Annotated in this window: 11 protein-coding genes and 2 pseudogenes; all 13 read right to left on the reverse strand. The window is 60.9% G+C overall.

Annotated elements, in window-relative coordinates; genetic code table 11:
• Window positions 1–27: 27 nt before the first annotated feature.
• Window positions 28–1,197: a DUF4179 domain-containing protein gene (locus tag NQ490_RS03215; protein WP_007047408.1), complete on the reverse strand. Its 1,170-nt coding sequence runs from the start codon at window positions 1,195–1,197 to the stop codon at window positions 28–30.
• Window positions 1,190–1,744, reverse strand: a complete 555-nt coding sequence (locus tag NQ490_RS03220; protein WP_007047409.1) for an RNA polymerase sigma factor — start codon at window positions 1,742–1,744, stop codon at window positions 1,190–1,192. The genes NQ490_RS03215 and NQ490_RS03220 overlap by 8 nt, the downstream gene beginning before the upstream one ends.
• Window positions 1,745–1,871: 127 nt before the next feature.
• Window positions 1,872–2,366, reverse strand: a complete 495-nt coding sequence (locus tag NQ490_RS03225; protein WP_007047410.1) for a DUF5662 family protein — start codon at window positions 2,364–2,366, stop codon at window positions 1,872–1,874.
• A gap of 85 nt (window positions 2,367–2,451) precedes the next feature.
• Entirely contained in the window at window positions 2,452–4,074 is a 1,623-nt protein-coding gene (locus tag NQ490_RS03230; RefSeq protein WP_007047411.1) for an MBL fold metallo-hydrolase RNA specificity domain-containing protein, read from the reverse strand.
• Window positions 4,075–4,102: 28 nt separating this feature from the next.
• Window positions 4,103–6,907, reverse strand: coding sequence for a GH25 family lysozyme (locus NQ490_RS03235; protein WP_050764701.1), 2,805 nt, complete (start codon window positions 6,905–6,907; stop codon window positions 4,103–4,105).
• Between the two features lie 155 nt (window positions 6,908–7,062).
• Window positions 7,063–7,812 (reverse strand): tRNA threonylcarbamoyladenosine dehydratase, encoded by a 750-nt coding sequence (locus tag NQ490_RS03240; protein WP_007047413.1) that lies wholly within the window; start codon window positions 7,810–7,812, stop codon window positions 7,063–7,065.
• Between the two features lie 48 nt (window positions 7,813–7,860).
• Entirely contained in the window at window positions 7,861–9,483 is a 1,623-nt protein-coding gene (locus tag NQ490_RS03245) for a DUF4153 domain-containing protein (protein WP_007047414.1), read from the reverse strand.
• Between the two features lie 36 nt (window positions 9,484–9,519).
• Complete coding sequence (locus tag NQ490_RS03250) at window positions 9,520–9,732, reverse strand: helix-turn-helix domain-containing protein (protein WP_007047415.1); 213 nt, start codon at window positions 9,730–9,732, stop codon at window positions 9,520–9,522.
• Window positions 9,733–9,747: 15 nt separating this feature from the next.
• Window positions 9,748–10,218: a DUF2975 domain-containing protein gene (locus tag NQ490_RS03255; protein ID WP_007047416.1), complete on the reverse strand. Its 471-nt coding sequence runs from the start codon at window positions 10,216–10,218 to the stop codon at window positions 9,748–9,750.
• A gap of 144 nt (window positions 10,219–10,362) precedes the next feature.
• Window positions 10,363–10,857 carry an HD domain-containing protein gene (locus NQ490_RS03260; protein WP_007047417.1) on the reverse strand — a complete coding sequence of 165 codons (495 nt, stop codon included), beginning with the start codon at window positions 10,855–10,857 and terminating at the stop codon, window positions 10,363–10,365.
• Between the two features lie 108 nt (window positions 10,858–10,965).
• Window positions 10,966–11,658 (reverse strand): hypothetical protein, encoded by a 693-nt coding sequence (locus tag NQ490_RS03265; RefSeq protein ID WP_187118528.1) that lies wholly within the window; start codon window positions 11,656–11,658, stop codon window positions 10,966–10,968.
• A gap of 681 nt (window positions 11,659–12,339) precedes the next feature.
• Window positions 12,340–12,501 (reverse strand): annotated as a pseudogene (locus NQ490_RS15445) (zinc ribbon domain-containing protein); the annotation flags it as partial.
• An 84-nt stretch (window positions 12,502–12,585) separates the two neighbouring features.
• Window positions 12,586–12,669, reverse strand: a pseudogene (locus NQ490_RS03275) (Maff2 family mobile element protein); the annotation flags it as partial.
• Between the last annotated feature and the right edge of the window lie 18 nt (window positions 12,670–12,687).

A 12,687-nucleotide genomic window follows, 5' to 3' on the forward strand; every position in this document is an offset into this window, starting at 1 on the left:
GCATCCAGGCTGCGGGCAGGGATTTTTTCAGGAGAGCGGCACCGTAAATTCGGTCAGCACTTCATAACCGTCCGGCTTGTCGTAATCCACAATGTTGTACACTGTCAACGTGACATTCCGACAGTCCTCCGGTACCGTGTCGAAATAGTAGGTCCAGCGATAATCGCTGTTACTGTCATTTTCGTCCACATGCACGCCTTCTCCCCGTTCCAGCTTGAGCAGGGTACCGTCCTCGGTGGTCAGCTTGGGCTGGATACTATCTTCCGCGGGCACCTGCAGGTCCAGCTTGGCAGCGGCCGGCGTGGCGGTCAGGCTGTGCAGCGTCACCCCATTCTGGGTCAGCGGGCCGGTGAAGGTACGGATGCCTTCGGTGCCCGGTTCGGGGATGGTGAAAGACAGCGTGTAGTCCCCTTCCAGCGGCGTTTCATTGTGGTATTCCCAATGGCAGTATTCGCTGCCCCATTCTCTGGTGCGCTCCTCCAGCAGTTCCACATTGCAGGCTACCAGGTCATGAAGATGCATCGTCACCGACTGACCGCTCAGCGAGCCTTCCGTCTCATAGAGGAACATGGGATAGTTGAGCCCCATCACGAAGGTGTGATCGTCCTGCCGGGTGAACCAGCCCGTTCCTTCCTCCAGGATGGTTCCGCCGTTCTCCAGAATCAGTACCCCCGAGGCCTCGGCGGTATCCAGCGGCATGGAACCGCCGGCATCTGCCCGGATGGTATCGAACCCGGCCAGGCTGTCATCCGCAGCGGTGAGCACCAGACTCAGCCGCATCCAGTCCTCGTCCCGGTAGATCTGCCCCAGGGTCACTGTATAAGGACTGTGGGCGCTCTCGGCGGTCTGTTCCACCGTCTGGGCATACTGGTTGAGCTGCTCACTGCGCAGGCGGGTGTCCTCGCTGCGATTGATGCGGCTGAACAGGGTGCCCACCAGGGGAAGACTTTCGGCGAGGGCGGGGTTGGCCAGGTTCACGCTGCCCAGCAGCACCACACAGGCAGCTGCCGCCACCGCCGCACTGCGCACCAGCCGCAGCCAGCGGCCGCGCCGCGGCCGTTGGCGGGTTCCCCCGCGCACCTGCCCGCGGGCCGACGCCAACACCCGGTTCCACTCTCCTTCTTCCAGCGGAACGGCGGGCGGGTCAAGACGGTTCAGTTCGTCCAGCAAAGAACGGTCAAGGTTTTCTTTACGCATGGCAGTGCACTCCTTTCTGCTGCAATTGGCGGCGCAGCCGTTCCCGGCCGCGGCTCAGGCGGGTGTTGACGGTACCCTCGGCCATCCCCAGGGCTGCGGCAATCTCTTTGCTGGATTGCAGCAGGTAATACTTGCGCAGAAAAATCTCCCGGTCGGGCGGGTCCATGGCCGCCACCATGGCGCCAACCCAGTCGGCGGCATCCGAAGTGGCACGGTCAAATTCCGCCACCTCGCCGATGGTCCGGCTCAGTTCCTCGTCCAGCGAGAGCGCCGCATGCCGGCGCAGCCTGTGATACCGATCAATGCCTTTGTTGCGTGCCGTCACCAGCAGCCAGGGCCGCAACGGTGTGCGTTGTTCCTCCAGTTCGGCGGCGTGGCGCCACAGCGAGACAAAGGTATCGGCCATACATTCCTCCACATCCCGCGGATCCCGCGGCAAAATCCGTATCAGCACGGCTTTGACCAGCGAGGCGTACGCCTGCATGGCAGCCTGCAGCCCCGCGTCGGGGTCGGTCTGCAGCAGACGGGTCAGGTCCCGGTCATTCACTTGGATTCCTCCCTGTTATTTGTTCTCAAAAGCGCTTTCTGCTATTCCAGACGGCACGGCCGCCCGAAACCTTACAGGACAGACAAAAAAAGAGGACGCACGTGAATGCGTCCTCCGCGTCAAGTCTTTATCGTTTCTTGCCCAGCAGCCGGGTGCGGATGTAGGCGAAGCAGGCATCCTCCCCTTCGTCGCGCAGAACCTGCAGACAGGTCTCCAGTTCCCGGCGGGTCTCAGGATGCAGGATGTAGTGGTCCTTGCTGTGCTCGTAATACTCCCAGGCAGTGGCGTCGGTATAGGCGGCCCCCTTGTAGTTCTTGCTGGCGGCAATACGGTCGCAGACCATCTCGGCCACATAGCGGGCCGGCATCCGCATACCGGCCAGGGCGTGATCCCCGGCCGGGGCGTAGTCGATCCAGTATTCCAGATGGTGCTTGTTGCGCCCCTTGTGGTGCAGCCAGGCGGCACTGTAGCCCTCGGCTTTGCGCTGGGCGTTGTTGGGGCTGCAGGTCCCCTGCCAGTACTTCGCCCCGGCCAGGAATTCCACCGGGGACAGTTTGCTCAGGTCGTGGGTGAGTCCCTGCCAGTACAGTCCGCAGCGGAAGCAGTGTTTCATCACCAGCATCTTGTGGTGATGGATGGTTTTATAATGTTTGATCGGATGCCACAAAATCGGCGTTCCCCCTTCGGGATAAAAGATTGGCGGATGGTCAGCGGTCCCATTTGTCGCACAGGCTGGCGATCTGGCTGGCAAACTTGGCCAGGTCCTTATTGGCGCCGCCCTGGTTGTGCTGAATGACCGCCATCAGGCGCTTGCCCATGTTGACCAGCCGGTCGTAGGCCGCACTGCTGCGCACCGTAGCCACGCCCGGCGTCTTGACGATCTTTTTGGTGTTGCCGACCTCGGCACAGGCCACCCGTCCATCCCCCACGATCCAGATGGACCCGTTGTAGGGTGCTTCGGCCTCGTAGCCTTCCTCCTGCAGACGGTGGGCCCAGTGGTCGGCTACCGCATCCTCGCCGTGGTTGACAAAGACGAACTTGGGCTTTTCGTCAAAGGCATGCAGCCAGTTGGCCAGCCCGTCCTGGTCGGCGTGCCCCGACAGCCCGCTGAGACGATGGATGTGGGCCTTGACCTGGATCTCGTCTCCGAAGAGCTTGACTTCGGTGGCGCCGCCCAGCAGCACATTGCCCAGGGTCCCGGGGCTCTGGAATCCCACGAAGAGGATGGTGCACTCCGGCCGCCAGAGATTGTACTTCAGATGGTGGCGGATGCGGCCCGCGTCACACATGCCGGAGGCCGAGATGATGACCTTGGGCGTGGGATCTCCGTTGATGGCCATGGACTCTTCCTTGGTCTCGCTGACACAAAGTCCCGGGAACCACAGCGGATTTTCTCCGCGCTGGACGATGGCCATGGCCTCCTCATCGTAGCATTCCATGAAGTTTTCCCGGAAGATGGTGGTGGACTTGCTGGCCAGGGGGCTGTCCACAAAGACTGGGAAATCATCGTGCCCGTGGATGCGGCCTTCCTCCTTGATCTGGCGGATGAAATAGAGCAGTTCCTGGGTACGGCCCACCGCAAAGCTGGGGATGACCACGTTGCCGCCCCGGTCAAAGGTGGTCTGCAGCACCTCGGTGAGCTCCCCGAGATAATCCGGCCGCGGGCCGTGGCTGCGATCACCGTAGGTGGATTCCATGACCAGATAGTCAGCGTGGGGCGGGATGGCCGGATCCTTGATCAGCGGCTGATGGGTGTTGCCGATGTCGCCGGAAAAGACGATGATCTCGGGCTGGCGTTCCGGTTCGGTGATCCGGATGGAGATGGACGCACTGCCCAGCAGGTGGCCCACGTCGGTGAAGAGCACCTCGATCTTGCCGCCCTCTTCGTCAAACAGCGTCTGCCAGGCGCCGTAGGGGCAGGGCACGAACTGCTGCATGACCTTTTCGGCATCCTCCACCGTGTAATCCGGTTCTACCATGGCGGCGCCGCTGCGCTGGGCTTTTCGGTTTTTCCACTCGGCCTCCTGTTCCTGGATGTGCGCCGAGTCCCGCAGCATGATACCGCACAGATCCATCGTCGCATCGGTGGAATAGATGGGCCCGCGGTAGCCGTTTTTATAGAGGTAGGGGATCTGACCCGAGTGGTCGATGTGGGCGTGGGTCAGCAGCAAGGCCTCGTAGGTGCCGGGGGCATAGGGCAGGTCGGCGTTTTCATAGACATCCCGTCCCTGCTCCATACCGCAGTCCACCAGCAGACGGTGCCCCGCCGCTTCCAGCTGCGTGCAGCTGCCGGTCACTTCCCGGGCAGCACCCAAAAAGGTAAGTTTCATACAGTACGCCTCCCTGCAATCGTCCGCCTTACTGGTTGCGGCCCACGCCGTAGGTGGGCGCTTCGGGCAGGACAAAATCTTCGGTGAAATTGTTGGTGTTGTCGTTGATATTCATACGGACATCCCAGAACAGGTCGCCGTAATCACGCAGGATGGTATAGTTGTCTTCGCCCAGTGCCTCCAGCGTCTGGGTGTCGCCCACCAGCAGGACGGTATCCCCTTCCGGCTCGTAAGCCGTCAGGCTGGCTTGGTAGGTGCGGGTGACATTGCCGCTGTCGATGAGGGTCTGGGCCGCCTCCGCCGTGGTGGAGACCAGCACCAGCCGCTGGGCAATGGGCATCGATTCCAGCAGCTGCTGGCGGGTGATGTCACCATATTCCAGCTCGGTGACGCCGCCAGCCACACCGGTCACCTCGGCATCCGCCCAACCTTCCGGCCAGTGGTCGCGGTCATTCTCGGCAATTTCCTCGTAGAGGGTGGCCAGATAGTTGGCGTAGCTGATCGTCTTGCTGGCATCGGGATTCTGGGCGTAGGTGAAGAGCGGTGTATTCAGGATGCTCAGATCGTCGGCGTCCAACTCCTGCAGCGCCAGCGAGGCGTTCAGGTAGGCAGAGGCCGCCTGACGGACGGCATCCTCGGCGCGCTCGGTGGGCGCCGTGGGATCGGCCCCGTCCGCCGCCACATCCTTTTCGGGGTCGGCGGTATCGGTTACCGTCAGGCTGCCGTCCTCCCCGGTGGTCAGGTACTGACTCCACTGGTCGTTGAGAGCCGTCTCCAGATCGCCGGTGGTCACCTTGCTTTCCAGGTCCACCCGGCAGCTGCCGCCCTGGGTAAAGACGAGATTCAGCCGGGCTACCTCTCCGGTGCCCTGGCCTGCAACCAGCACCGGCAATGCGGTCCCCTGCAATTCCTCGCCATTGCCGTTGATGACCGCTGTAACGCCCAGGTCTGCCAGCGTATTGTCCAGTTCCCGGACATCCACCCCGGGGGTGGCAATGCAGAGGATAACGTCCACGCCCTCGGCCTGCAGGGCCGCGACCTGCTCACTGGCGGTCTGGGCCAGGTCATTGGCGATGGGCGTTTCCTCGTTGACAAGGCCGACTTGGCCGGTCACCGTGGCGGTATCCGCCAGAGAGAAGAAGCCGATCTTATAGCCCGCCCGTTCCAGCACGTAGTTCATACCGTTGGTGATGCGGTTGCGATTCCAGCTGGTGGAACGGTAGAAGATGGCGGAACCCTCGGCGTCCCGCAGGTTGGCCGCCAGGGACGGTCCCGAAGCCATGTTGGCATCGCTGCGCAGCCGCTCGATGCCGAAAGCAAGATCCTCCGCGCCGATGGCCTGCAGGTCATATCCCACTGCCGAGAAGGTGCTGAACATATCCATGCCGCCGGTGAGGCTGGAGCTCCGGGTTCCCTGCAGGCCGCCGCCGGCATCCAGCAGGATAGCGTCCGGCGCCGAGGCCTTGAGCCCCGCCACATAGGCCATATTGTCCCGCATGCCGTTCAGCTGGGCAGTGGCAAAGACCGGCACCGTAATGTCGCCGATGCGTACCAGACAGGAAACGCTCTCGGTGCCGTCGGCCAGCGTGGCGGTGATGGTGCACTCGCCGCTGTCCGCCTGGGCCCGGACCACACCGTGCTTATCCACGGTGGCCACATCCTCATTGCTGCTCTGCCAGAAAATCTTCTGGCCTCCCTCCTCCTCGGAGGACTGGTTGGTAGTCAGGGTGGCGCGGGCATCCTTGGCGTCCAGATGCAGCTCCATCTGGTAAGTATCGTTGACAAAGACCGGATCGGCGGCCTTGCCCATACCGTCGGTGATGCCCGTGACGGTAAAGGGACGCATGACGAAGTCCACGTCCACCGTCTCGCTCTGGACGCCGTAGTCGGCGCCGGGCGCCTGGTAGGTGCACTGCCACATGTCGTAGGTGCCGGTGTAGCCCAGAGAATCCGAGAAGCGGGCGATCCACAGATTGTCCCGCCAGGGGTCGAAGGCCGGGTCGCTGAAGCGGGCGCGCACCCAGTTCAGCGAGGCATAGATGCCCTGTTCCCCGGTGTAGCCCAGCTCCACCAGCCGGTCAAAGAAGGCCTGGGTAATGGCGGCCATCTCATCGGAGAAGATCCCGCTGATGCTCTTGTCCTCCAGGTCGTAATACACCGGATAGGACAGCTGGTAGGGTGAAGCCGTGTAATCGGCCAGGCCTTCCTGGGGCGGGGCCACCAGTCCCAGCAGCCGTGCCACATGGTCGGCCTCGGAGCGGGCCTCCTCCACCGTGGTGGCATAGGAGTAGAGATACACCCCGAAAGGAATCCCCAGACGGGTGCATTCATCGGCGTTGCGGCGCCACTGGTCGTCGTCCTGGGCCCAGTCGGCTTCCTGGCCGTCCCATTCACCGCCGTAGCCGCAGCGGATGATGGCGAAATCAATGCCCGCAGCCTTGGCCTTTTCCCAGTCCACCTCGCCTTGGAATTTGGAGACGTCGATGCCCTTGAGCACCGCCGCCGGGATGGCCTCGCCGCTGGCGTTGAAATAGTACCCCAGTTCATTTTTCTGCCAGGCTGCCGCCGCTGTGCCGAAATCCGCCTGTGCCGGACCGCTGGGGCCGGAAGTGCATCGGGTCAGCGCAAGGCAAACCCCTGCCACCACAAACAGGCAGAGCAAACACAGTGCCAGCACCAGCCGGCTGCGCCGGCGGCGGGCACTTTTGCGGCGGCGTGGTTTGCCGCTGCGCGGCGGCTGCGGCCGGCCCGCCTGATTCTGCGGGGCCGCCGGTGGTTGCGTATTCGGAGCAGCCCGCCCGGAGCTGCGATATACTTTGCGATCTTCAGACACGGTAGTAAACCTCTCCTTGCCAAGGTATGCAGCAAAATTCAAACAATATAAGTAAGAATAGTGTAACATTTTGCCGAATAAATTACAATGCAAAACAGACGACAACTTCTGTAAAATTCCACAAAAAAAGACGCTCCCAACGGGGAGCGTCTGGCTCATCTGTTCATTTCGGGGCGTCCGGTGCCGGCTCTGCGCACCAGATCCTTGACCACTTCGCCGCCGCAGACCAATCCGCAGGCCGCAGGCACAAAAGCGTTGCTGGCAGGCACCGTGCGGCGCCCGTTGGCCGGGGACTCATCCAGTTCCTCGGTGAGAGGCGCCAACGGCTCCTCGGTGGAAAAGACCACCTTCACCTTGCCCAGCCGCCGCTTGCGGCACTGGATGCGGATGACTTTTGCCAGCGGATCCACACTGGTCTTTTCGATATCCGCCACCCGGAACGCCGTGGGGTCCAGCTTGTTGGCCGCCCCCATGCTGCACAGGATCGGCGTTCCCGCCGCCTTGCACCGCTCAATGAGCAGCAGTTTGGCCGAGACGGTATCGATGCAGTCCAGCACATAGTCGAACTGCGCCATGTCGATGCCGGCGGCGGTGTCGGTATTATAGAACAGCCGGTTGGCGTGTACCACCGTGGTGGGATCGATGTCCGCAATACGGGCTGCCATGGCGTCCACTTTATAGTGACCCAGGGTGGAGCGCAGCGCAACGAGCTGCCGGTTGAGGTTGGATTCCGCCACCGTATCGCTGTCGAAGAGACTCAGCTCCCCCACGCCGCTGCGGGCCAGCACCTCGACGGCCTGGCCGCCTACCCCGCCGATGCCGAACACCGCCACATGGGCGGCGCGCAGCGTTTCCAGCGCGGGGGTGCCCAGCAGGGCGCGTGTCCGGGTATAGATATCAGGCATATCAGGAGTACCTCCGGGAAATTTCTGTGGGGCGGCTGCCCGCTTTTATTATACCCGGTTTTCCGTCTGCGTCAAGGAAGCCGCCGTACAGCACCAGCGGTCGTCAAATGTCATGGTCAGCAGCCAGTCTCCGTCCAGTCTGACCCGCCGTGTTTCTCCGAGGCCGGGGCCATCCATATCGTAGAGCTGCTGCAGATCCTCGATGGATCGGTTTTCAAACCAGCCGGCATCCAGCAGCCAGCGGGTATAGGTCACCATGTCGGACTGTTCCCTGCCCCGCGTCCAGTAGCTGAGACCGCAGTCCTGCAGCACATCCAGGTCCAGGTCGGCATCCACGCCTGCAGCGTACCGCTCCACGTTGGCACGTACGATCCGGCTTTTTATATCCGCGCAGGAGAGCAGCACAAAGCTGACCGCCAGCACCGCCAGGCCGATCCGTGCCGCCGGCACTGCCCGGAAGACCCGCACCAGCAGCAGAATGGCCCAGATCCCCAGCACACAGAGGAACCACCCGGCCACCACGCGGCGGGGCGTGTAGCCGAACAGGCGGATGTAGGTTGCCAGTTTGGCGGCGGCCAGCGCCGCAAAGGCCACACCGTACAGACAGAAAAGGGCGGCCAGGGCTTTGGGCAGCGGCCGGCGGCCCAGGAACCGGACCGCTGCCAGCACACAGAAGTCCAACAGCAAAATGCGCAGCAGCTCCCAGAACCCATCCACCGCAAAGTCGGAGGCAGCCGGCGCCGTCAGTCCCAGCGGAGCGGCAGCCAGCCACTCCGCCGCCTGCAGAGCAAAAAACAGCGTGTAGATGGCGCAAAGGGCCCCTACCGCCACGTTGGAGGTGATCCAGGGCAGGCAGCGCAGCGGTTCCGTCCGGGCACAGAAGCGGTCTGCCGGACAGGGCGGTGTTTCCCGGCGCAGAGCGCCCGCCACCAGGCCGTACAGCCAAGCCCCCACCGGCAGAGAAAGCAGGAAGTACATGACATAGGAGAACAGCTTGTAGCTGTCCAGGAAGCTGTTCAGCCAGGCAGTCCAGTTCCGGCCGATGGCCGCAAAATGCGGGTCGGCCGCAGCCAGCAGACTCCAGGCCACGGCACAGAGCAGCAGGGTGATCACCACGGTCACTGCCCCCACGGCGGTCTGACGCAGTTTCAACCGCTGCCGGGCAAGGCTGCGCAGGCCGGCCCAGACCGCCCCGATGCGCCGGAAAAAATTGCCGAAGGGCAGAAGGATCAAGCCGGTCACCCCGTCCAGAAAGCAGAGGCTGCCGGTGTATCCTTGGGCCAGCATCCCGCAGCGGGCCAGCACAAACCAGACGGCAAAGAGATGCCAGACCAGCGGCTGCCATCCGCTCAGCGCGGGCTGTTCTCCCCACAGGACCATGGCACCGGTCAGCACCAGCCAGCATCCCGCCCAGAGAGGCGTTTCTGCAGCAGCCTTGCGGTGCAGGGCACGGGCCATCACTTCCACCCCCGCGATGAACAGGATGGTGAAGACCGGCAGGCCCCAGCTCGTAAACTTACTGACAAACAGGATTTCTTTGACATAGAGATAGGCCAGCGGATAACTGGCCGCCGCGCTCCATAAATAAGGAGCCGACGGCACTTCGGGCTGCATTTTGGGCACACTTTCGTAAAGGGGACGCCCGGCGCCCTCTTTGGGGAGTTCGTTCATGGAGAACCTCCTGTTCAGTTGTGGATCCGGCGGGCGTTACGGCTCGTCGGGAACGTATTCCAAAAGATCGGCGGGCTGGCAGTCCAGCGCCTTGCACAGCGCCTCCAGCGTGGAGAACCGCACCGCCTTGGCTTTATTGTTTTTGAGGACGGACAGATTGGCCGGGGTGATGCCGATCTCCTCGGCCAGTTCCCCTGCGCCTTTGTGGCGGCGCGCCATCATCACATCCAGATTGACCACGATGGGCACAGCGGCGCACCTCCTTTAAATGGTATAGTCCAGTTCGTCCTTCATCCGCACGGCCTGCTCAAAGGCATTTTTGAGCACCCGCACCAGCAGTGCCATGAATCCTGCCGCCACCGCCAGAAAGGCAAAGGGCAGATAGATCCAGATGCCCGCCGGCAGGCAGAGCACCGCCGCCCAGGTGCAGCACCAGCTGATCCGGCGCAGCGCCAGCACCGTCTGGGACACAAAGACCTGCCCCTGCTCCAGCCGCTTCAAAAAGCGATAAAGGTTATACAGCATCCAGAAAGCCAGTGCTGCACAGAGATACCCCAGTACCAGCAAGGCGATTTCCACCGCCGGGCCGTCATGGTTCAGATGGTGGGTCTGCATCAGCCAGCGTACCAGCCAGGGACCGCACACCGTCATCACGGCACTGCCCAAAATAGCCAGCGCCACCACGTAGCGGGTCAGCGTGATGCTTTTGTGATCGTCCCATTGCCAACATTTCATTTGTCTACGCCCCCTCTTGTTCAGGTTACCAGCAGTATAGCACGTGCATTATCGTTTTGCAAGTATTTTTTATCGTTTTTCGATAATTTTATCTTGTTATACAAAAAATCCCTTTCAGATTTCTCTGAAAGGGATAAGAATTTATTATTCCTGCTGCCAGGCCAGCCGGGGCGCGCGGCGTTCCATCACCGTTTCCCATGCAGAGGACATCTTGTCCGCCAGGCAGACCAGCACCGCCTCCCGGCAGCGCGGCAGCCAGGTAATGGTCAACGGCCACATGTGGCTCTGGATGATGTTTTTTTCGGTTTCGTTGAGCTGAAAGACCGTCTCGGCATTGTAGCGGGCGATCAGCGGATGCTTGAACCCGTGCCAGTGGGTGATGCTGCGGCAGGCGTGCCAGTCGTAGAGATAGAAGTCGTGCAGGAAGGCCCCTCGCAGCAGGCTGGCCTCCCGTGCCCGGCAGCCGAAACGCAGATTCAACCAGTAGGCGATGCGCGCCACCCGCAGGCAATGTTCGTAGGTCGTAACCGTTCCGTGCTGAATGAACTGACGCATCAGCAGCGAATTGGGATCGTCCGCTACCCCTTGCAGCAGCTGCCGCATCCGGGTTTCTTCCGCCGGGGTCAGTTTGCAGAACATAGGCACGCTCCTTTTTTCTGTTCCGTTGCTCCAACGGCTTCATTATAACCGATTCCACTTGTCCCCGGCAAGTCGTTTTCAAAAATTTTACACCTTGTGCCGTGTTTTTTACGTAACCGGCGGATTTTCCAACCGTTTGTCCGCCGGAATGATCCTATCCGTGCCGGGGTAGCGCTCCACCTCGGTGGCCGACAGGCTTTCCAGTGCCTGCAGAACTGCCTCATTGTCATCGTACACCATGGGCAGAAAGACCCGATGGTTGCTGCGAATGATCTTGCCGAACCCCGTCCAGTAATTGGTGTGCTTCACTGCTGCGCCCGAAGCCTCATAGACGGTATCGACCCCGCCGCACCACAGAACCAGAAAGTTCCGGTCCGGGAAGTAGATGATCCGGTCCAACAGCGAATAGGGCACCGACGATTCATACCGCGGCCCGAACCGACCGTCGCGGCGGTCCCGGTAACTGTAGATCAGGCGCTTGGGCTGCAAATCCAGTTTGTCATCATAGCGGCGGATGGCCACGCCCCGGCAGGTGGCAAGGTCGTTCTTCCAGGTGAGGACGGCAACGGGAAACAGAACCAGGTAGGGCAGCGTCCCCGCGGCCACGGCAGCCTCCAGGCGCAGAAAAACATCCCTGCCTGCCATGGCAAGATAGGCCAGCAGGCCGCACAGCAGCGGCACCACTACCGCCAGCACCGTGCGCCGGATCCGGACCGGGCGCCGCTGGATCCAAAAGGGCTCCAATTTATAATCGCTGCGATCATACTGCCGCTGCCTGCGGGGATTGGTATGAAAGATCATCTTCGTCCCTCCCGCCGGGTGAGCAGTGCCACCGTCTCGATATGTGTCGTCACTATGATAGGAACACATTGACTTTGCCTCGTCGGTTGTATGGGAACACAAACCGGCGTTCTGTTTTGCTACCTTGCTGTTCTTTCTCGGCGGCTTAAAATTGGTGCCGTCCAAACTGTTTTTGAATCCAGTCTTATAGATGAATGTCAGCATAGCCGGGTCTTTGTTACCATCTTCATCATACCCGCCGACGATCACTTTTGCAACTATGCTTTCAAAAACGTAACGGTCAAAAGTGTCCAGCACTTCGTTTTCTTCCAGCGTCCTACGAAACTCTGCAATCCGCTTTTTCATAGTGCTTTCTGTTTCAGCGGATTCTTGCAAGCTCTGGCGCTGTTTTTGGAGCTGTTCGATCTGGCTGCTTAAATCAAAATACTTTTGCTCGTATGTATCTTTGTCAATGATTTCTTCCAGCCGCATATCAACCAGCTTGGCCCGCTTTGCGTCCAATGCAGCAATATCTTTCTCGACTTTCGCTAACTGTTTGCTTGCATTACTGTCCGAAAGGGTTTCTTCTGTTCGGGCAATAAATTCATCTAACACGTCTTTATTATTTTGGCACAGAAGCCGGTAGGATTCAATAAATGCCTGTTCAATGGTTTCCTCGGCAATTCCTTTACTGTCAGGACAAAACTTCTTGCCCTTTTTGGTAGCAGTCACACATTGCCAGATAACCTTGTTATACTGTGAACCGCTGTGCCAGCTTCGCCTTGTAAGTGTGCCACCGCAGAAGCCACATTCCAGCATACAGCTATCATGCGGGTACACCTCCTTTCCCGCGCCCTCCCGCATGGAACCGAGAGGGCGCGGTGGTGTGTTAGGATTTAACGATTACAGTTTGCGGTAGTAGGTGGTGGATGGCGGACAGCCGGGGGATCAGCCCAGCAGACCGGACAGCATGGGAACCAGAGTGACGCCGATCAGGGCGACACCGCCGCCCGCGACAAGCTGTTTTATCCCCAATTAGGTGTAAAACTC

The sequence above is a fragment of the Subdoligranulum variabile genome (genome assembly GCF_025152575.1).
Lineage (GTDB): Bacteria > Bacillota > Clostridia > Oscillospirales > Ruminococcaceae > Gemmiger > Gemmiger variabilis.